This window comes from Streptomyces sp. NPDC000878 (genome assembly GCF_053599695.1).
Genome location: NZ_JBSFMT010000060.1, coordinates 1 through 20369, shown reverse-complemented (window position 1 = coordinate 20369; position 20369 = coordinate 1). Strand labels below are relative to the sequence as shown.

The following is a 20369-nucleotide window of genomic DNA, read 5'->3' as shown; positions in this document are numbered from 1 at the left end:
TGATCCCAGCAAGGAGTGCACCAGACGCCGTCAACCGTGGTCAGATTCAGCCTCTGGCACTCACACGAGGGAACACGGATTCCTATCAGCGTCGATCGTTGGGACCCCCATGCAGGCGGCGCCTCGCTCATGGAGCGGATGACATGCTCCCCTCCTCCTTCATTCCGGCCACCGGAAGCACGTACTCGCCGGCGAGGCGCGCCAAGTGCAGCGGGAGGGGCCGGGCGAGCGGCGGGTAGTCGTCTTGGTAGCGCAGCTGGTGCGTGAGCGTCGCCCACTCCGCCGGCCGGTCAGGCAGGTCCCCTTCACGCCCCGAGTCCGCCAGCGCCTTCTCCGACAGGCAGCCGAGCACGGTGATCTCCAGCTGCCCGGGGTTCCAGGCAGTCTTCCCGGGTGCTGTCCGGCCCTGTGCCGTGGGCGCCAGCTTCATGAGGCCCTTCGGTAGTTTCGCCACTGTGTGCGGCTTCGGGGCCGTACTCGCGAAGACACGGCTCTCCGTCTCCGCCGTCCCCCACACGCCCTCGGCGAAGCCGACGCTGCCCTTGGCGTCGTGGGCGTACCACTCCGCCACTTCCTCCCGCGCGTTGGCGTCCCGTACGAGCACCACCCGCAGGTCGTCACCGTAGAGCGTGTGGCGCTGGGCTGGTTCGGTGCCGAAGCCGAGCATGTCGCGGTCCAGCTCGCCGTTGCGCAGGCGAGACCAGCACTGGCGCAGATTGCCTGCGTCCGCCAGCACGAGGGTCGGGCGACCGCGGAGCTGGAAGAGCAGCGCGCGGATCTGCCGCTCGGCCTCCCGCTGCCTGTGCTGCTCCACACCCGGGCGGGCACCGGGCCGGTGCCCGCCCCTGGCGGTCACGCCGTCGCCAGGGCCACCCGTATCAGTCTCCTTCCCCGTCTCCGCCACTGGTTCCACTGCCTGGGAGAGCAGCAGCAACAGCTTCGGGTACGGCACCCATTCGGCGCGCTCGGCGTCCCACCCCTCGATGACGCCCGGTCCATCGTCCCCGGGGCGGACCCGCACCGCGACAAGCCGATGGACGGGGCGCCGCGTGGGCCCCTTCCTGGTGTGGCGTACGAGCCAGAGCGCCACGTACTGGAGCTCGCCGGGAACTCCGGCCCCCACTCGATGGGCGGGCGGACTGATCGCGCCGAGCTGCCGAAAGGCGTCCAGCCAGGTCCACTTGGCCCGGTGCTCCAGGCCGCTGTCGGTGTCGTCGGGCAGGTTGACGAACTGGCTCAGCTGGCCCTGCCGCGCCCAGGCGATGCGCAGCGCATGCTTGGGGTCGGAGTCGGGGACGGCGGCGAAGCGCTCCTTGCCGGCGATCTCCGTGATCACAATTCCGGCCGCGTCGGGTCGCGGAACCACGCGGTCCGCCACAAGCCGGCAGCGCCCTTCGACGGCTTCGGCCAGCCGGACGGCCCTGGAGCGCCTGCGCTCCCGGGAGACCGGCAGGGCGTCAGCCAGGGGCCCCGCGGGCCAGGCTCGTACGCGGATCTCGATCCCCTCGCCCCGCCACCGCCAGGTGTCGTCGTCGGCCGGCCCCACGCTCTCCCCGGGAGGGAAGCCGATGAGCTTCGGCAGTTCCGCGAGCAGGGCGGCACGGGTTTCCGGGGACTGCCAGAAGACGTCGATCTCCAGGGGACGGCCGTTGAGTGCGCGTGCCAACGCCGCCCGCCGCTGCAGGGCCAGCTGCGTGTCCCGGACGCCCGGACCATGTCCGGCTCCCGAACGAGGCAGCAATGAGGGGGTGTTACTCCGGGTAACTCGTGTGAGGTCGGGGACCCTGGTCAGCATGGGGCGCAGCCCTTCCTCGACCCAGGCGTCCAGATCCGCCCGCTCCCGTGCCATCAGCCCCGGTCCAACCTCATGCGGGCCGATCGACGGGTGGTAGACGATGCCGGCGGCCACGTCCCCGGACCCGTTGATCCAGCGTTCCGGATGGGAGAAGAGCGCCTCGGGCTGCGGGTAGTTGCGTACGATGTCCAGCTCGGGCAGGAGCGGTGCGGGGCTGTGGTGGCGCCAGGCCAGTTCCTTCAGCCGCCGGTCGTAGCCGAGGGTGTTCACCATCAACCGGTGGCCCCGGTCCGGCCCTCCCGGCCATGGCAGGGGAGCGTCGAGCAGAACGGTCGTGCCGCCGAGCTGGTGGGGGCGCACGTCCAGCTGGGTGGCCCACCGGCGTACCTGGGCGGACACATGGACGCGGAACCGTGGGGCGAACGGCACGGTGTGGACGGTGATGTTGAGGCAGGCCGAGTAGTACCAGGTCTGCCCGCGGCGCTCGTACCGCTGTGGCGGCCAGGAGACGAGTCGCGCGCCGTTGCCCGAGCTCTCGACGCGGAAGTGGAGTGTGGTGCCTCCGGTGCGGAACGTCCGGGCGGCCAGCCGGAAGGCGACCCACTCGGGCAGCAGGCCGTAGAGCCGTGCGGTGGGTTCGGCTGTTCCGCCCGCCGAGGTCACGGTCTCGGTGAGGTCGACCGATTCGGTCTCCCAATGTGGCAGTTGGACGGCCTCGGCCGGGTCGTCGGAGCGGAGCCTCTCCTCCAGATCGGCGCCCTCGGTGTCGTCCTCCTCCCGGTACATGCCCGCCGCCCAGGTGCCAATCACCGGGGCCAGCACCTCCGGCGGGACGGCTTCCCGTGCGTAGAGCCACGGCAGGCGACCGTCCGTTCCGGCATTGCGGCCGGTCGCGATGACGCCGGGGGCCATCGCCTGGAGCAGCGAGTTGAGCCTGCGTACGGGGAGCCGATCGGGGCGGACGGAGGCCTGGTCGGCCTCGGCGTGCATCCTGGTGAGCTCGGTGTGCAACTCCTCGCCGAGCCGCAGCACACTCATCTCCTCCCGCCACGGTCCATGGATCGGGTCGGGTTCGTAGGCCGCGTTGCGAATGGTGTGATACACGAAATTGCCTCCTGGAAGCCGGAGTTCGGCGCTTACGGGTGGGCCGGGTCGGGAGCAGGGGCGAGCAGACGGGTGAGCATGCGCCGGAGAGGTTCGTACAGGGCGTGGGCGATGAACTGCTCCTCCGCGCTCTTCGTGTCGCCCTCGAAGTACGGGTCCAGCACGTCGAGGACGCTGTGCAGCAGGCTGGACTTGGGGGTGTCGGCCTGCGGTGGTACGGCCCCGCGGTTCGGGGCGAAGGCGGCGTCGACGAAGACCACCCGGGCCGGTACACCGCCGCGCACCAGCCGCCCGATCACCTGCCACATCAGGACCAGCATGTCCCAGGTGACCTGCTCCCTCACCTCGTCGTCGAGGCGGCTCCACGCCATCGAGCGGGCGAGGACCTGGTACCAGCGTGAACGGGCGAGGCGGCGGACCTCGTCGGCACCTTCCTCGACGGTGGCCTGTCCCCGTACCCAGGTGTCGAAGTCACCGCCGGTGACGGCGCGGACGATCCAGTCGTTGACGGCGTGGACGGCCAGGGACAGGTCCTCGGGGTGCGGATTGGGCCGTGCCAGGAAGTAGACCGTGCCGATGGCCGCCTCGTCGTCGTCGTTGAGAATGTTGTGGCCTCGCTCCACGGCCAGCAGGGGCGCCACGAGGATGTTCGCGTCGAGGTCCTTCAGGTGTTCGACGTCGCCCCGGCGCAGTGACCGGGCACGGTAGGCGGACGGCGCCTCGTCCTCCGGGGCGATCTCCTCGTCGTCCGAGACCAGGCACAGCACGCTGTCGCGCCAACGGGAGTTGAGGTTGTGGAGGGTGTCGGCCACGATGCGCGCCTCGGCGTAGCTGCCGACCAGCAGGAGGATCTGGTCGCGCTTCCCCGGGCGAAGGGAGAGCAGCTCGCGCTCCAGCGGGCCTCCTTCGGGGGCGTCGTACTCCCCGGCGCCGAGGTGGGTGGCGATGCGGCGCAGCTTCTCGGGGCGGTCGTCCGGGTGGGTTCCCGACAGGCGCAGCTTCTCGTCGCCGTCGTCGATAAACTCGAAGCGCATCAGGCTCTCGTTCGCGATGCGTTCGGTCACCTCGGCCGGCGGCTCGATGATCACGCCGACCGGGACGCAGACGTGGTAGCGGCTGGACGCGCCCGCCCAACTGCTGCCGGACATGAGCAGCAGATGGGCGCCGGGCCTGCCGTCGACGGAGGCGAGGTGGGGCATGGCGCGCAGCAGTTCACGTCCGACGCCGCTGCAGCGGAAGAAGGTCAGCTCGCCGCTGCGGACTCCGCCCTTGTCCTCGCCCGGGACCCGGAACTGGAAGCCGAGTACGTTGCCCATCGGGGCCTCGGGCACCATCGGGCCGTAGTCGAGCGGCCGACGGTACATCGTGTTGTAGCCCAGGCTGAGGGCGGCCTCGACGCGGGGCCACATGGCGTTGATCATGGCGAGCCGGGGTTCCAGGGCGCTGAGCAGCAGCGTGAACTCGAAGCGTTCGGCGAGCTCCCTGTGCCACTGCTCAGGTGTCTGGGGCGCTGGCTTGGGCTTCCGGCGGCGGCCTCGCCCCTTCTGCCGTTCCTCCTCCGCGCGCTGCCACTCGTCGTACTCCTCCTTGTACGTCTGCTGCCGGGCGGCCATGTACCGCGGGTCGATGTGGAAGACCTCGTCCATGACCTCGGCCAGGTGGCGCCGGGTGTTCTCCGGGTTCCCGGTGTGGAGGAGTTCGTTGAGGAGGGCGGTCAGCTCGCTGAAGTCCTCCTCCGTCCTGCGGCGGCGGTCGCCGAAGGGGTTGTCCCGAAAGGCGTCCAGAAGCTTGCCGAGAGCCTGTCTCGGGGTGTGGTTCCGGTGTTCCGGCCCGCTGCCGTCGGGGAGTTCGTAGCGCTCGTCGAGCAGTCCGAGCTGCAGCGTCCAGGCGCTGAAGTAGCCCGTCCGCACCCACCTGCGCAGGTCATACCTGGCGACGAGCATCGCGTACAGCCGGTCGGTGGCCGATCCGGCGGTGTTGAGGGCGGCGGCGAAGGTCTCCACGTCCCGTTCGGAGAGCTGGGTGCGCCCGCTGGCCGCGAGTTCCCGGATCTTGTGCCGGCTCAGCTGGTCGATGAGGCCCTTGTCCTCGTCGCTGGCGAGGACGACGGCGGGTGCGAAGGTCTGGTCGAACTGCATCTGCACACGGTCGGCCTCGTCGATGATCACGAGGTCGCTGCGGCGGCAGGCGAGTTCGAGGTAGCGGATGCGCTCGCCGTTCTGGGGGCGGGGCGGTGAGGCGTCGATCAGTCCGGCCGGTGTGGCCACCCAGATCAGGGCGCCGACCAGGGTGCGGGCTCCGTGGTACCGGGGGCAGGCGGGCCAGTACGGGCAGCTCGTCGCGCTCCTCTGCCATTCGGAGGCCCGACCGCCACCCTTGTCGCGCCTCGGGTCCGACGGTGGCCGGAGCCGGGAGCAGGGTGCCTCGCCGAAGGCGAGCGGCTCGGTGGACGAAGTGGCGCCCTGCCGCCTCACGTTGAGCACGCAGGAGGTCCCAAGGTAGGCGAAGGCGGGGTCGTCATGGGCGAGCAGCCGGTGTTCGCCCCGGCCCGCCAGCCGGCGGTGCAGCCGCTGGGCGTGCCGCTCCCGGCCGGAGGACCCGAGCACGGGTGCGGCGGCGCCGTCGGTGTACAGACCGTAGAGCCGGACGAGCTTCAGCACCTCCGCGACGTCGGTGACCACGATGGTGGTGCGCTTGCCGAGCTTGGCGAGATGGACGGCGATGATGTCGCGCAGCGTGCTCTTGCCCGCGCCGACGATGCCGAGCAGGTGCTGGATCCCGTCGACCGTGAACGAGAAGTCCTCGTCCTTGCCGGCCTTGTGGAACGTGCCGTTCTCCTTGGCGGACAGGTCGAAGGCCCGCAGCCGCTCCAGCCAGCGCGGCGGCCTTCCCTCGCCGGCGCGGGCGTGCATGGCGTCCATGTCCGCTGCGGTGCGCTCCAGGCCCTTCCTGGTGAAGACCAGAGGCTCTCCGCCGCCGGCCGGTTCCAGGTCCATGTCGTGGGCGACGAGGGGGGTGTGGGGGACGGACGGCAGGTCAACGACGGCCAGGGTGCGGCTGACGGGGAAGGCGTGCGGGCCCTGGCCCGCGACCGGCATGCGTTTGCCCGCCAGCGGCGGTGCGACACGCAGCAGTTGCTCGTAGACGGGGAAGCGGTCTCCGGCGACGGAGAGTTCGCGGCGGGTGGCGGGCGACTCGGTGTCCGGTACGTCGTAGCCGCGCACTCTGGGGTCGAACAGCTGGTAGCTCTCCAGCGCCTCGCGCCAGGTACGGCCCCTGCGCAGTGTCCACAGCGAGTACCGGGCGACACGCAGCGTCCGCGCGGTGTCCGGCGGCAGCTGCGCGCCGTGTGCCTCGGCGAACCCGTATCCGCTGAACAATACCCAGGCACTGCCCGCGGGGCTGCCCGGCATCAGCTTCTGCTGGAGGTACAGGCCGAGTTCCACCTGGCAGAGGTCTTCCAGGGCGGCCTTGCGGACGGCTGGCCCAAGGAATGCCTTGAGGGCGCGGAGTACGTCGGTCAGCGGCGGGGTGATGCTACGCATCGTCCTTCTCCTCTTTCCGGGCCCGACCCAGGTCGGGCCCGAGGTCCACGGGTGTGGTGAGCACCAGCCGGTCCCGCAGAAGCGCGGGAAGGGCGTCGGTGAAGGCCTCCCGATAGCCGTCCCGTCCGGCGAGCGCGTCCGGGACCACGACGAGGGTGCGGTCCGCGAGGGGCGCGCTGTCGGTGAGATGCGCGGCGAGGAGGGCCGGCTGAAGGCGGTCGTACACCTGGATGTCGACGATCGCGGGACCGGCGTCCCTCAACCGGTAGGCGGACAGAGGCCCCGACAGGGGCTCATGGCTGATCCCGGCGCGATCCAGCACGTCCAGGGCGGCCTCTTCGGTCCGATGCGGCAGTGCGAGGAACGTCCGCAGTGGACGCCGCAGGATCCACGTCTGTTCCGGATCGCGGATCAGTTCCGGAGGGTCGTCGCGCGGGCATTCCTCCCCCTCGCACCAGATGTCCGCGTCGGTGGCGGACGGCCCGGGTACGGGCACGGCCCGGTCCCTGGGCAGCGCGGGGAGCCCGCACGAGGGACAGCGCAGGAAGTCGCCGTCGACAAGCAGGGATTCGGGCAGCGGCCCGTAGAGGTCCTTGATGCGGCTCCAGACGGCCTTGCTCCAGCCGGGCCCGAAGCGGTCCTGCTGGTGGACCACCGCGTGGCGGGCCAGGAAGCTCCGACACTGCCGGTAGCGCTCGCCCGTTCCGCACCGCGCTTCCAGGTCACCCAGAAGCGCGCGGGCCTGCGCCGCCACGCCCCCGTCCGGCCCGTACGAGGCGACTTCGAGGCACGACCGCGTCGGCATCCGGCCGACCGGGTGTACCAGCGTCGCGCCCGGGGTGACCAGGGAGGCGGGAACCGCGAAGAGCGGATCGTCCGCCGGCTTGGTCCGGCACCACTCCCACAGCTCCGGAAGGCTTTTCGGCGGTTCCTCCCCGGCGTCGAGGCAGTGCATCACCGTGCGGTCCAGCGCACGCTGGGCGAGGCCGGGATAGGGCAGGGCGAACGAGCGCAGACCCTGAACCTCGGCGAGGGCAACCACCATGCGGGCAAGCTCGCGGAAGAGTTCGCTGCCCGCGCCCTCAGACTCCCCCCTGGTGTCCGGCCGGTCGGCCCGGCGGGCCGCGCCCGCCCTCATGCCGCGGCCTCGGTGGCGGCAGACACCGAGCACCAGCGGGCCACTTCGCACCGCTGGCAGGAGCGTCCGGGCACGGCCGTGTAGCGGTCGTCCCGGTGCCAGTCGGCCACCATCGTCCGCAGGATTCCCTCAGCCGCGGTCCGGTTGGCGGAGGCGAAGGGGTCGATGATCTCGAGGTCGGCACCGCCGGGGCGCAGCACCTCAAGCTCGACCCGGGCACGGGACGGAGCGCCGCCCAGGTCACCGCGGCCGATCAGCACGACCGCCAGGGCCAGTTGGGGGTAGAGCTCCAGCAGGGGGCGGTTGGACCGCCGGTCGATGGCGGAGGTCTTGGTCTCGCGCCATACCCATGAGCCGGCGTCCCGGTAGAGCAGGTCGGGTGCGGCGATCACCACCACGTCGGCGACGGTGTCGTGCCGCACCACCCGGGGCTCGGTCCGCACATCCGTCCCGTCCCCGACGCACCGCAGCGGGCAGACCACGGCGTGGCGCCGCAACAGGAGTGCCCCGAGCGTACGTTCGTGATCGGGCAGGTCGAATCCGTCCGGCACCCACTCCTCGGGAACCTCGACCGTGCACGGTCGAGGCGATCCGTGGCCGTGCCGGTCGGCGAGGTAGGCGTGCAGGGCCCGACCACGCTCGGCCGTCACCTCGCGCTCGACGGAGTCCGCCGTGGGCAGGTGCAGCCGACGCATGTGGTCGCGGGCCGGGCAGGCCCGGTAGTTGCGCCCGTTGGTCACCGACCATGTGCGGCGGGGCCGGTTCGGCGACTCGATGCCCAGCAGTCCCGGCGCCGCGCGCAGCGCCGGGCAGACCGACAGGTAGGGACATCCGCCGCAGGCGGAGCCGGGGCGGTATTCCCGTCCGTCCAGTACGCCGGCCAGGGCGTCGGGGCCGTGCTCGCGGTACCGGGCGAGCGCCTGCTCCCGGCTGCCGGCGAAGAGCTCCCGCGTACGGCCGTCGAACAGCGCGAACTCCACGATCCGTACATGCTCCGGCCGCGGCCCGGGGGTGCCCTCGGCCAGCACCAGGGCGACGGCGGCGACGAACCCGTCGGGCGGCAGCTCCCGGTTCAGGCGGTGCACGGGCAGACGGAGTTCACGGTAGGCACCGTCGGCGGAGGCCAGGCAGCGGCCCCACACGGTGAAGCGGTACTCCTGGGCGTTCCGCGAGTCGGGGCCGGACGGCCGGTAGCGGTACGTCCACGGCTCGGGGACCTCGTCCAGGGGGCGTTCCGGGTCGACGGGGAAGGCCGCCTCGTACATCTTCACGCCATGGTCCGACCAATTCCTCAGGCCGTCGTGCGGGAGCGCGGTACGTGTCCGGGGTGCGCTGTCGGAAGGCCGGAAGCGGGCGTCGCAGGCGGCCATGAAGGGGCCGAGAGCGAAGTGCTCCAACCGCTCGCGGCGGCGCGGTACGGGGTCGGCGGTGTGGTAGCCGCGGGTCTTGAGGGCATCGGCGGCGGGGCACCGGAATTCTCCTCCCTTGAACATTCCGGCGGATACCGTGATGACTTCGGAGGTGCGGGTCAGCCCGTCGGGGGGCAGCCACGGCTGTGACATTCTCTGCTCCATTTCTGTACGGACGAAAGAAGGAAAAAGAAGGGTGACCATGCGGGAGATCGAGGAGATCGGCAATGTGGGGAAGCGCTACGAAGTGCTGGACATGGTCGGTGACGGCGGTCAGGGCGACCTTTTCCTCGGCCGTGACCGCAGGAGCGGGGAGAGGGTGGCGCTGAAGCTCCAGAAGGCCCGGGACCTCGGCCCCGAGAGCGACTTCTCCTGGGCAGGCAGGAGGCTTCTCGAAGAGGGCTCCCGCATGATGATGCTGACGGGAATTCAGGCGATTCCCGAAATCATCGCCTCCGGGACGCACCGAGGGCGCCGATGCCTGGTCATGGAATTCGTCGAAGGACGCCAACTGCAGAACGTTCTCTTGGAGAAGCGACCCGTCAGGCATCCCGAGATCGTCGCGTCCGTCATCGGCCAGCTGTGCGAAATTCTGCGGGAAGTGCACGACCGGAATCTGGTGCACTGCGACCTCAAACCCGAGAACGTCATCGTGCAACCGGACGGCCGACTCCGTCTCATCGACATGGGCCACGCGATCACGGCGGGCGAGGAGACATCCTTCGAGCGCGGCACGCGCGGCTGGGCCTCCCCCGAGCAGTCCGACGCGTGCCCCTCGGGTCTGACGCGGCGGGCGGACATCTTCGGACTCGGCTGCATCCTGCTGGAGATGGTCGTCATGCGGCTGCCCTACGGCGGACTGGAGGAGCGGGCGGAACCGGGCGGCCCGGTGCTGCCACCCGACAAACTCGCCGAGCTCCCCCCGGAGTTCGCCTCCCTCGCGCTGTGGATGGTCCGGTGGAAGGCGGAGGAGCGCCCGGCGGATGTCCGTGAGGTGTTCGACCGACTCCGCCCGTACCTGCCCCGGCTGGGCTCGCGGCGTCCGTCGAGGCGGCTGCGTCCCGACCCGACCGAGTACTACCGCACGCATCCGCCTCGGCTGTGACGGTGATCCGGAGGTCGCCGGCCGGGCGGGTCACCTCAACCCTTCCAGCAACTCCCGGACCTCGCGTACGCCTTCGCCGCCCATCAGTTCGCGCAGCACGATGACTCTCTCCAACTCCCGTACCGCTGTGTCGGTTTCACCGGCGGACACCAGGACGTCCGCGAAGAGCATCCGCGTCTTGTCCTCGTTGGGCCAGTTCTCCTGTTCGCGGTAGATGTCGCAGGCCCGCCGGTACAGGGAGATGGCCTCGTCCCGCTCGACGCGGGCCAGGTGCACCTTGGCCAGGGTGAACAACACGTCGGCCAGGCCGCTGCGCTCCACCGTGCGCTCGACCACGCTCAGGGCGTCGGCGCACCGACGGAGCGCCTGCGCGTGCTCGCCCCGGTCGTGGTGAAGCGCGCCGAGAGCGTTCAGGGCGGCGGCCTCCCCGACCGGGTCGGACACCTCCCGGCACAACTCCAGTGCCTGGCACAGCGCTTCCTCCGCCCCCGTCCGGTCGCCCTGCTTGCGCAGGGTGATCCCGAGCCGGTGCAGCGAACGGGCAAGGCTCAGCCGGCCTGCCTCACTGTGGTCCTCCTTGCTGAGCCGGACGGCACGGTGCAGGTGGCCCACGGCCGTGTCGTACTCGCCGAACCGCCACTGTGTCCCTGCCAGCATCCGGTGGACCATGGCGCAATCGACCGGGGCGGCGGCGGATTCGGCGGCGTCGACGGCGTGCAGGAGGTTCCTCCGCGCGTCGCCGAGGAGGTGCCGGCGCCACTGATAGGTGACCAGGGTCATCGAAAGCAGCCATGTGTACCGTTCGATGCCCTGGCCGATGGCTAATCGGATGCCTCGCTGAACAGCGGCGTACTCCTCGTCCAGGTACGCCATCGCCTGCCCCGGTTCCGCGGGGTCGGTGACCGTGACCCCGTCGGGCTCGCCGATGGGCAGGGTGCGCTCGCGGTCGAGCACCCGGTCGCAGGCGCGGACGTTGTGCAGCTGGTGTTCCAGCACCTGCCGTACGGTCGCCCGCTCGATGTCCGTCGTCTCTCCGTCCGCCGCCGGCCGCGCGTGCCGACGGGCGAAGGCCCGCACGAGGTCGTGCAGCCCGTACCGGTCACCCTGGAGCTCTACCAGGTTCGCCGCCACGAGCTCCATCAAGGCCCGGTCGGTGCGCGCTCCTTCGCCCGCCACCCTTCCCAAGTCCATCACCGCCTCCCAGGAGGCGGTGGGCCCGGGGTGGACGGCGAGCTGCCACAGCAGCAGCCGGGCCTCCGCACCGAGCACGCGTACGGAGCAGTTCAGTGCTGCGCGGACCGACAGTTCGTGCTCCGGCAGGTGCAGGGTGTCCAGCCTCGCCCGCTCCCGCTCCTCCTTCATGTCCCGCACCAGGGCGGGGAGGGTACGCAGCGGACGCGCACCGCCTTCCAGGAGTCGAGCCACCACGGTGAGCGCCAACGGCAGCCGTCCGCAGAGGCTGACCAGCTCACTGAAAGCCTGGGCGTGCTTCGCCCGGTCCTCGACCGACACCTTCTCCTGGAGCACCTCCAGGGCATCCGCCTCTTGCAGCGGCTCCATCTTGCGGAACAGCACCTTTCTCTCGGACTGCAGGCGCAACAGGTCGTTGCGGCTGGTGATGATCACGGCGCAGGTGCCGTCTCCGGGGAGCAGCGGCAGCACCTGCTGTGCGTTGAGCGCGTCGTCCAGGACAATGAGTACCGAGCGGTGGGCCAGTGCCGACCGCAGCGCGTTGCTCTTGCTCTCCGGTCCGGTCACCGTGGTGTACGGCGGCAGCACGGCCAGGAACCTGTCCAGGACCTCGTCCGGTTCGGCGAGCCGCACGTCTCCGTCGGCGAACCCGTTCAGTCCGGCGTGGAGCACCCCGTCGGGGAACCGCTCCCGAAGCCGACGGGCGAGGTGGTAGGCCACCGTGCTCTTCCCGACACCCGCCATGCCGCTGATTAGGACCAAGGCCAGGTTGCCGGCGTCCTGTTCCTCGCGCACGGCCTCCACGAGGCTGCCGATCAGTTCGTCCTGCCCGACCGGCCTGCGACTGCTGCCGGGCAACTGGTCGGGGACGGGCGGCAGGAGCGTCCCGCCGGGACGGTGGGCAACTCCCCGGACCTGGTCGATGGCGCTCCGCAACTCGGCGTCCGGCTTTGCGTTGCGCTTCGTCCACTCATTGATGAGCCGTTCGCGTCGGCGCTCCGGCAGGTCGTCGTGGGCGAGCAGGTAGAACCGGAAGACCTGGGGCAGTTCCGGTGCGCGCTCGAACCACTTCTCCGTCTCCTCACGGAGCCACTTCTCCTCCCTGGATTTGTAGGCGGCGTCCATCCGAGCGTGCACGGCGGCCATCAACTCGGCCCGCAGCGCCTCCCGGCGCAGTTGAAAGCCGCTCTCGGTCAGCCCGCGCAGCGGTTCGCCGCCGTCCCACTCCTCCAGGGCCGCGCCAAGCAACTCGAACCGCTCCGGAGGGTTCAGCCCAGCGGCCCTCGCCACACGGTTGCGGAAGCGGAGCAGGTCGACGCCGCCCTCCGGCGCGCGGAGGGTGCAGTAACCCGACTTGCCGCCATGGGGCACGGCCCCAGGGCCCAGTCGTTTCCGCAGGTCGGAGACAGCACGGTCCACCAGGCTGCGGGTGTTCTCCTCGCCCTCCCAGAGGACTTCGGCGATCTCCTTCCTGGTGCATCGGCAGCCCGCTGACGTCACCAGCAGCGCGAACAGCCCCGCCGCCTTCGAACCTGCGCAGACCCTTCCATCGCCGTCCCCTTCGACTCTTACCGGGCCCAGCACGTGCCCCTCCATCGCCCTTCCCCTCTCCGCACCGGAAGCAGTGGTCCGGGCCCCTCGACGGCGCCCCCTTCATCTGTACGTTGCGATGTGCCGCTTCACACGCACGTGCTCCTTCACGCCCCCAGGCCTCAGTTTTCCCTCAGTTTCCGCTCCGCGGCCTCCTCCCGTCCCCGGGCACGATGGCACCAACCGCTCGCAGAAACGCGAGACGGCAGCGTAGTCATCCATCGACCCATCAGGAAGGAACCGCAGGCCCTATGAACAACCGTCAGCGAAACCGCCGGGCGAGCCGTCTGCGCCAGTCCCCCGACTGGCCGCCGACCCGGCGCCGGCGGGCGGCCGACCGGACCGAGGGCACCACGCCAGCGACCCCGCACGCCGAAGCGCCGGACGCCTCTCCCTCCGAGACCGCCTGAGCTTCACAGCTCATGGGTGGGTGCCCGTCCCGGGCGGGCACCCACCCACTGCGGCCCCACCCCTCTGAACTACTCCGACCCGCGAGCTCGCGGCCTTTCCGCACTGTCACACGCTCGTGGTCGAAGGCGGCGAATCCCGGTCGACAAGACCGACACCGGCGGCTCTTCAGCCCGTCCAGCACATCGACATCTCCAGCGCCTTCAGCATCTTCGGCACCTTCAGCCCAGAGAAAGGACATTTACTGATGTATCCACCATCCAGCAGTATGTTCGCCTCGGTGAGGCGGCACTTCGACGACCCCCGGGTCGGCGACTCGATCCTCGTGACCGTTCCCTCAGACATCGAGGGGGCGGAGCCGGTCCGGCTGACTGCTGTCGAGACGTACGAAGCCTTGTACGGGCCGGGCTCCGACCCGCAGTTCGCCGCCGCGGTCTGGAAGGAGGTACTCGGCACCGCGCTGAGTGACCTCGCTCCACACGGCACCGGGAAGCTCCTGGCGATCTGGCTGGCCCTGCCCCGGTTGACCGGGACGGTCAACCGCGTCTGCACACGCCTGCGCGCCGACCGGTCGGACGTGGAGGCCGAGATGGCCCTGACCCTCTTGGAGGAACTGGCGGCCCCGGACGCCGCGAGCCGCCTCTCCGACTCCTCCCTGATCCACGCAGCGCGCACCAGGGCGTGGTGCTTCGCCCGCGACGGCCTGCGGGAGCTCCCCTCCACCCATGTCGAGCGCATCGCCCAGGATCGCGCGCTCAGTGCGTCCGACGGGGAGGCGGACGCTCTGGCCGAGGAGTGCCTGGACGTGCGGGTCGACCGTCCGGACGGCCCGGACGGGCTGCAAGCCCCGTTGCGCTTCCGGGTACGCCCGGAGCATCTACGCAAGGGTGCCCTCGCCGACACCGACGACGAGAAGAGGGACCGTTCGACGCACCACGACCACCGGAAGAACCGACGGTCCAAGCACCGCGCGGGCACCCGGCCGATCCGTCCTGCGGGGAGGCGAGCATGAAGGACCCAGCAGAGGGCCGACTCAGTTTCTCCGAGATGTTCAACCTGCCCGTCACCGTGGACCTACGAACGGCGTGCCGAGCGTTCGGGATCGGTTCGACGACCGCGTACCGGCTGATCCGCGAGGGCGAGTTCCCCTGCTCCATCCGCCGTGTCGGACGCAGGTACAGGATTCCGACCAACGAGCTGATGCGCGCCCTGGGGATCGAGGACCGTCCGCTGTACAGCGTGGACCTGAACCTGGACACGGACGGCCCGAGCGCCGACTTCTGACAAGGAAGAAGAGGGGCCTCATGCCCCCAACACCGTGCGGCCCCGTGGTATCAGCCACGGGGCCGCACGGCCCTGCCGAATGTCCACCGAGGATCGAAGGCGAGGCGGTCGTGGCCCCGGTCCCGAAGACGCGCAACGAGTCAAGAACGAGGACTCCACAGAGCACGAGCAACAGGCCGACAGGCACGACACATCGCCAGAAGCAGCGCCGAAAAGACTCCTCACCGTCCCCGCGACGATCGGGCCAGCGAACCCTTCATCCAGCCTGACCTACATAAAACCGCAGGTCAGACACCCTTCGCGATCGGCTCCAGCACCGCCACACACTCCACATGATGAGTCATCGGGAACAAATCAAAAGCCCGCAGCGTCCGCACCCGATACCCCCCCTCCCGGAAATACCCCAAATCCCGAGCCAACGCCGCCGGATCGCAAGCCACATACGCGATCTTCCGCGCCCCCAGCTTCACCAGCTGCTCGACCGTCTTCCGCCCCGCCCCCGCCCGTGGCGGATCCAGGACGATCAAGTCCACCTCGGTGATGCCCGTGCGCGGCAGGACCGCCTCGACCTTGCCCTGTTCGATGCGGACGCGGTCGAAGGCGGCGAGGTTGTGACGGGCGTCCTCGACCGCGCGCTTGCCCGACTCGATGCCGAGGACCGCGCCCTTCTCGCCGATGCGGTCGGCGAGGGCGCCCGCGAACAGGCCGACACCGCAGTACAGGTCGAGGGCCATGTCGCCCTTGCGCGGGAGCAGGCCCTGCATGACCGCCTTCATCAGGGTGTCCGCCGCCATCGGGTGGACCTGCCAGAACCCGCCGCTGCCGACCCGGTACGTACGGCCGTCGGCGCGCTCGCGCACGAACGCGCGGCCGTGGACTCGGTGGATGCCGCCGTCGTGCTCCTCGACGCGCATGACGGAGACGGGCTTGTCCAGCTCGACGAGGGGGAGGCGGGCGCCCGGCCGAGGCTCCAGGATGACCATGCGGTCCTGGGACCCCGTCGCGGCGATCGCGTCGACGGACTCCATCCCTGACCAGTCGCGCTCCTCGACGCCCAGCTCGCTGACGCCCGGCGCCGCGATCATGCAGTGCTCGATCGGCTCGACCTCGTGCGAACGGTGGCGCCGCAGACCGGCGTTGCCGTCCACGTCCACCGCGTACTGCACCCTCGTACGCCACTGAGGCACCTCACCCGGCGGCAGCTTGTCGCCCTCGGCCGGCATCACCGTGCCGTCCCAGCCGGCCTCCTCCGGGGTCAGCCCGGCGAGCCGCTTGAGCTGCTCGGCGACGACCTCGCCCTTGAGTCGGCGCTGCGCCCCCGGCTTGGCGTGCTGCCAGTCGCAGCCGCCGCAGCGGCCGGGACCGGCGTAGGGGCAGGGGGCCTCGACGCGGTCCTTGGACGCCGTCAGGATCTCCACCGCGTCCGCGCGCAGGAACCGCGCCCCTTCCTCACCCTCCGTCACCCGGGCCACGACCCGCTCACCAGGCAGCGTGTGCCGTACGAAGAGGACCTGCCCCTCCTCCGTACGGGCGATGCAGTGGCCGCCATGGGCGACGGGACCGACCTCGACCTCGTACTCCAGCCCCACCAGCGATTTCTTCGGTTCTGCCTGCATGGTGGGGTGACTCCAAGGGAGAGAAGGGGGGAGGGATGGCCGAGAGGAAACGGAAACGGCCGGACAACAGCCCACCAGTCTACGTGGACCCCGCCCGACCGCTCACCACAAGCCCGAACCCGCACCCGGCCCCGGACCCGTCGGCTCAGCTCCTCGTGCTCAGTTCTTCGTACTCGGCTCCTTCGACCGTTCCTCCGCAGGGCCCCGCCGGACCGATCCGGGCGCGTTCCAGTCCTGCCGCTTGCGGGCGCGGTTCTTCGCCGCCTCGGACGACTGCAGCTGGTAGGGCACCGACGTCACCATGACGCCCGGGGTGAACAGCAGGCGCCCCTTGAGTCGCAGCGCGCTCTGGTTGTGCAGCAGATGCTCGTACCAGTGGCCGACCACGTACTCCGGGATGATCACGGACACGACGTCGCGCGGCGAATCCCGGCGCAGCCCCTTCACGTACTCGATCACCGGCCGGGTGATCTCCCGGTACGGCGAGTCGAGCACCTTCAGCGGGACGGTGATCCCCCGCCGCTCCCACTCCTCCCGCAGCGCCTTCGTCTCCACCGGGTCGACGTTGACGCTGACCGCCTCCAGCGTGTCGGAGCGCATCAGTTTCGCGTACGCGAGCGCGCGCAGGGTGGGCCGGTGGATCTTCGAGATCAGGACGACGGAGTGCACCCGCGACGGCCGTACGCTGTCGTCGCTCGGGCCCTCCGGCGCCACGAGCTCCTCGGCGACCCGGTCGTAGTGCTTACGGATCGCGGTCATCACCGCGTAGAAGATCACCATGCCGAGCAGCGCCACCCAGGCCCCGTGCGTGAACTTCGTACCGAGCACGACAACCAGCACCAGGCCCGTGAAGAAGGCGCCGAAGGTGTTGATGGCCCGGGAGCGCATCATCTGCCGGCGCTTCGCCTGGTCCTTCTCGGTGGCCAGGTGGCGGTTCCAGTGCCGGACCATGCCGGTCTGGCTGAGCGTGAACGACACGAACACGCCGACGATGTACAGCTGGATGAGACGGGTCGAGTCGGCCCCGTAGACCCACACCAGCAGGATGGCCGCGCCGGAGAGCAGCACGATGCCGTTGGAGAAGGCGAGCCGGTCGCCGCGCGTGTGCAGCTGGCGCGGGAGATAGCGGTCCTGCGCGAGGATCGAGCCGAGCAGCGGGAAGCCGTTGTACGCGGTGTTGGCGGCCAGGAAGAGCACCAGCGCGGTGGCGGCGGCGAGCAGGATGAAGAAGAAGCTGCCGTCGCCGAACACCGCCTCGGCGACTTGGGAGATCACCGGGTTCTGGACGTAGCCGGAGCCGAGCTCGACGCCCTTGTCCAGCAGGTCGTGCGCGGGGTTCTCGGCCATCCGCACCTTGGTGGCCATGGCCAGCCCGATGATCCCGCAGAACATGGTGACGGCGAGGAGGCCCATCGCCGCGAGCGTGGTCGCCGCGTTCTTGGACTTCGGCTTGCGGAAGGCCGGCACACCGTTGGAGATGGCCTCGACGCCGGTGAGCGCGGCACAGCCGGAGGAGAAGGCGCGCAGCAGCAGGAACACCAGCGCGAATCCGGCCAGCCCCTGGTGCTCGGCCTTGATCTCGTAGCCGGCCGTCGGCGCGCGCATGTTCTCGTCCAGCACCAGTCCACGGAACGCGCCCCACGCGATCATGATGAAGACGCCCGCGACGAACACGTACGTCGGAATCGCGAACAGCTTCCCGGACTCCTTCACACCCCGCAGGTTCATCAGCGTGAGCAGCACGATGACAACGACCGCGCAGAGCACCTTGTGCTCGACGACGAAGGGGACCGCGGAGCCGAGGTTCTCGATGCCGGAGGAGATCGACACGGCGACGGTGAGCACGTAGTCGACGAGCAGCGCGCTGGCGACCGTGAGGCCGGCCTTGGGGCCGAGGTTGGTGTTCGCCACCTCGTAGTCGCCGCCGCCGCTCGGGTACGCGTGCACGTTCTGCCGGTAGGAGGCGACCACTGTGAACATCAGTACGACGACAGCGACCGCGATCCACGGGCTGAAGTGGTACGCCGACACGCCCGCGATCGACAGGACCAGCAGCACTTCCCCGGGAGCGTAGGCCACGGAGGAGAGCGGGTCAGAGGCGAAGACGGGGAGAGCGATGCGCTTCGGCAGGAGCGTTTCGCCGAGCCGATCACTGCGCAGTGCGCGCCCGATCAGGATCCGTTTGGGCACGTCGGTCAGTTTGGACACGGACAGGATCGTAAGCTCCCTGCCTTGTTCTGGGCACATCCGGGTGAAATCCCGGCGATCCACCGAGTGAAATCCCGGCATCCGAGACAGGCAAATGCCCCAGGGACCGCGTCCTCATGGCTATATGACGAAAACACAGCACACCTGAGGCCCGTTTCGACGGCCGTCACCGGCCTTCAGCGACCTTCGGAACCCTTGAGCAAGTTTTTCCGCGTCTTTGCTTCCCCGCTTCCCTCGTGCCCGGGAGACCACATGCCACATCTCGCCGCGGAGCTGATCGGCGCCATCGCCTCACTCGTCGTCCTCGCCCTGCTCACCCTGGCCAGTGTCCGCAGCATCAGCCGCAGGTAGGGGGGTGCCCTCCGCCGACCGTGCGTGTGTAGCTTGGGCGAGGGTCTGAGACCCTGTTCAAGCCAATCAAGCCAAGTCGACAACGGCGGGCTTCGACCTCGGAGCGGAAGGACGGTCGTGCACATCGTCATCATGGGCTGCGGCAGAGTGGGTTCCGCTCTCGCCCAGACCCTGGAGCAACAGGGGCACACGGTCGCCGTGATCGATCAGGACCCCACCGCCTTCCGACGACTGGGCTCCGGGTTCGGCGGCCGGCGCGTCACCGGGGTCGGCTTCGACCAGGACACCCTGCGCGAGGCCGGCATCGAGGAGGCGGGCGCTTTCGCCGCCGTCTCCAGCGGTGACAACTCGAACATCATCGCCGCCCGGGTGGCCCGCGAGATGTTCGGCATCGAGAACGTCGCGGCCCGTATCTACGACCCCCGCCGTGCCGAGGTCTACCAGCGGCTTGGCATCCCGACCGTCGCCACGGTCCGCTGGACGGCCGACCAGATGCTGCGCAGGCTGCTGCCGTCCGGTGCGGAGCCGCTGTGGCGCGATCCCACCGGTGGCGTCCAGCTCGCCGAGGTGCACGCGTCGTCGGCCTGGGTCGGACACAAGATCAGCAAGATGCAGGACGAGACCGGGGTGCGTGTCGCCTTCCTCACCCGCCTGGGCGAGGCGGTCCTGCCCTCCTCGCAGACGGTGCTGCAGGAGGGCGATCTGGTGCACGTGATGATGCGTACGGACGACGTCGAGAAGGTCGAGGCGTCCTTCGCCGAAGGCCCCGAAGAGGAGGCCGGTCACTGATGAGGGTCGCCATTGCCGGTGCCGGTGCCGTCGGCCGCTCGATCGCGGGCGAACTGCTGGAGAACGGCCACGAGATCCTGCTGATCGACAAGGCCCCCACGGCCATCTCGGTCGAACGAGTCCCCCAGGCGGAGTGGCTGCTGGCCGACGCCTGCGAGATCACGTCGTTGGACGAGGCCGCGTTGCAGCGCTGCAACGTGGTGATCGCCGCGACGGGCGACGACAAGGTGAACCTGGTCGTCTCCCTGCTCGCGAAGACGGAGTACGGCGTTCCGCGCGTCGTCGCCCGCGTCAACAACCCCAAGAACGAGTGGCTGTTCAACGAGGCCTGGGGCGTGGACGTGGCGGTCTCCACCCCCCGTCTGATGTCGGCCCTGGTCGAGGAGGCGGTGAGCGTAGGCGACCTGGTCCGACTGCTCCGCTTCAGCCACGGCGACGCGAACCTCGTAGAACTGACCCTCCCCCCGGAGTCGGCCCTGGCCGGCACCCAGGTCGGCGACGTCGAGTGGCCGGAGGACACGTCCCTGGTGACGATCATCCGCGGCACCCGGGTCCTGACCCCGTCCCGCGAGGACTCCCTGGAAGCGGGAGACGAACTCCTGTTCGTAGCCGCCCAGGCAAGGGAGGAGCAGTTGGAGGACCTGCTGTCGGTACGGAGGGACTGAGGTTTTCAGCCCGTCCGGCGTTTGAGAACAAGGCCGTCCAGGCCGGTTCCCCACCCACCCGCAGACCCCCCTCCCAGCCCGTCCGGCGTTTGAGGACGAGCGCGTTCAGCGCGAAGGGGGGTCTGGGGCGAGCGTGAACACGATCTCGCTGAGGCTGCCGGAGAGGGGCAC

General features: G+C 70.0%; 13 protein-coding genes. 6 read left to right on the top strand and 7 right to left on the bottom strand.

Translation table 11 applies throughout. The annotated features are described in order from the left end of the window. Positions 1-127 precede the first annotated feature (127 nt). Genes ACWDR4_RS36820 through ACWDR4_RS36805 form a run of 4 tightly spaced genes read right to left on the bottom strand, consistent with a single transcriptional unit; the run spans position 128 to position 9144 of the window. Positions 128-2899, bottom strand: coding sequence for a pPIWI_RE module domain-containing protein (locus ACWDR4_RS36820; RefSeq protein ID WP_450414941.1), 2772 nt, complete (start codon positions 2897-2899; stop codon positions 128-130). Positions 2900-2931: 32 nt separating this feature from the next. After that, entirely contained in the window at positions 2932-6444 is a 3513-nt protein-coding gene (locus tag ACWDR4_RS36815; protein ID WP_450414939.1) for a pPIWI_RE_Z domain-containing protein, read from the bottom strand. Beyond that, positions 6437-7582 carry a pPIWI_RE_Y domain-containing protein gene (locus ACWDR4_RS36810; protein ID WP_450414938.1) on the bottom strand — a complete coding sequence of 382 codons (1146 nt, stop codon included), beginning with the start codon at positions 7580-7582 and terminating at the stop codon, positions 6437-6439. Before ACWDR4_RS36810 ends, ACWDR4_RS36815 begins: the two co-directional genes overlap by 8 nt. After that, positions 7579-9144, bottom strand: coding sequence for a PD-(D/E)XK nuclease family protein (locus ACWDR4_RS36805; protein WP_450414936.1), 1566 nt, complete (start codon positions 9142-9144; stop codon positions 7579-7581). The genes ACWDR4_RS36810 and ACWDR4_RS36805 overlap by 4 nt, the downstream gene beginning before the upstream one ends. Positions 9145-9193: 49 nt before the next feature. On the opposite strand from ACWDR4_RS36805, the gene ACWDR4_RS36800 reads away from it, so the two are divergent. Further along, complete coding sequence (locus ACWDR4_RS36800; protein ID WP_450414998.1) at positions 9194-10096, top strand: serine/threonine protein kinase; 903 nt, start codon at positions 9194-9196, stop codon at positions 10094-10096. 30 nt (positions 10097-10126) lie between these two features. On the opposite strand, the gene ACWDR4_RS36795 is transcribed toward ACWDR4_RS36800, so the two are convergent. After that, positions 10127-12883 (bottom strand): tetratricopeptide repeat protein, encoded by a 2757-nt coding sequence (locus ACWDR4_RS36795; protein WP_450414935.1) that lies wholly within the window; start codon positions 12881-12883, stop codon positions 10127-10129. A 245-nt stretch (positions 12884-13128) separates the two neighbouring features. On the opposite strand from ACWDR4_RS36795, the gene ACWDR4_RS36790 reads away from it, so the two are divergent. The 3 genes from ACWDR4_RS36790 (at position 13129) to ACWDR4_RS36780 (ending at position 14569) form a co-directional block, all read left to right on the top strand. Continuing rightward, positions 13129-13287, top strand: coding sequence for a hypothetical protein (locus ACWDR4_RS36790; RefSeq protein WP_319180141.1), 159 nt, complete (start codon positions 13129-13131; stop codon positions 13285-13287). A 266-nt stretch (positions 13288-13553) separates the two neighbouring features. Next, entirely contained in the window at positions 13554-14297 is a 744-nt protein-coding gene (locus ACWDR4_RS36785; protein WP_450414933.1) for a hypothetical protein, read from the top strand. Continuing rightward, on the top strand, positions 14294-14569 hold the full coding sequence (locus ACWDR4_RS36780) for a helix-turn-helix domain-containing protein (RefSeq protein ID WP_450414931.1): 276 nt from the start codon (positions 14294-14296) through the stop codon (positions 14567-14569). Before ACWDR4_RS36785 ends, ACWDR4_RS36780 begins: the two co-directional genes overlap by 4 nt. Before the next feature lie 287 nt (positions 14570-14856). Here the strand turns inward: ACWDR4_RS36780 and ACWDR4_RS36775 are convergent, their stop codons facing one another. Both ACWDR4_RS36775 and ACWDR4_RS36770 read right to left on the bottom strand, forming a co-directional pair. Continuing rightward, positions 14857-16185 (bottom strand): class I SAM-dependent RNA methyltransferase, encoded by a 1329-nt coding sequence (locus tag ACWDR4_RS36775; protein ID WP_450414929.1) that lies wholly within the window; start codon positions 16183-16185, stop codon positions 14857-14859. A gap of 159 nt (positions 16186-16344) precedes the next feature. Further along, positions 16345-18393, bottom strand: coding sequence for an APC family permease (locus ACWDR4_RS36770; RefSeq protein ID WP_450414927.1), 2049 nt, complete (start codon positions 18391-18393; stop codon positions 16345-16347). Positions 18394-18861: 468 nt separating this feature from the next. Here ACWDR4_RS36770 and ACWDR4_RS36765 point away from each other — a divergent pair, with 468 nt between their 5' ends. Beyond that, positions 18862-19533 (top strand): potassium channel family protein, encoded by a 672-nt coding sequence (locus ACWDR4_RS36765; protein ID WP_366874654.1) that lies wholly within the window; start codon positions 18862-18864, stop codon positions 19531-19533. Further along, the gene (locus ACWDR4_RS36760; RefSeq protein WP_450414925.1) at positions 19533-20198 is read left to right on the top strand and encodes a potassium channel family protein; all 666 of its coding nucleotides are present in this window, start codon (positions 19533-19535) and stop codon (positions 20196-20198) included. The genes ACWDR4_RS36765 and ACWDR4_RS36760 overlap by 1 nt, the downstream gene beginning before the upstream one ends. The last annotated feature ends 171 nt before the right edge of the window (positions 20199-20369 follow it).

Bases quoted from the DNA above. Each gene is read 5' to 3' on its own strand.
- ACWDR4_RS36815 (WP_450414939.1), bottom strand. From the start codon at position 6,444: ATGCGTAGCATCACCCCGCCGCTGACCGACGTACTCCGCGCCCTCAAG.
- ACWDR4_RS36810 (WP_450414938.1), bottom strand. From the start codon at position 7,582: ATGAGGGCGGGCGCGGCCCGCCGGGCCGACCGGCCGGACACCAGGGGG.
- ACWDR4_RS36805 (WP_450414936.1), bottom strand. From the start codon at position 9,144: ATGTCACAGCCGTGGCTGCCCCCCGACGGGCTGACCCGCACCTCCGAA.
- ACWDR4_RS36800 (WP_450414998.1), top strand. From the start codon at position 9,194: ATGCGGGAGATCGAGGAGATCGGCAATGTGGGGAAGCGCTACGAAGTG.
- ACWDR4_RS36795 (WP_450414935.1), bottom strand. From the start codon at position 12,883: ATGGAGGGGCACGTGCTGGGCCCGGTAAGAGTCGAAGGGGACGGCGAT.
- ACWDR4_RS36790 (WP_319180141.1), top strand. From the start codon at position 13,129: ATGAACAACCGTCAGCGAAACCGCCGGGCGAGCCGTCTGCGCCAGTCC.
- ACWDR4_RS36785 (WP_450414933.1), top strand. From the start codon at position 13,554: ATGTTCGCCTCGGTGAGGCGGCACTTCGACGACCCCCGGGTCGGCGAC.
- ACWDR4_RS36780 (WP_450414931.1), top strand. From the start codon at position 14,294: ATGAAGGACCCAGCAGAGGGCCGACTCAGTTTCTCCGAGATGTTCAAC.
- ACWDR4_RS36775 (WP_450414929.1), bottom strand. From the start codon at position 16,185: ATGCAGGCAGAACCGAAGAAATCGCTGGTGGGGCTGGAGTACGAGGTC.
- ACWDR4_RS36760 (WP_450414925.1), top strand. From the start codon at position 19,533: ATGAGGGTCGCCATTGCCGGTGCCGGTGCCGTCGGCCGCTCGATCGCG.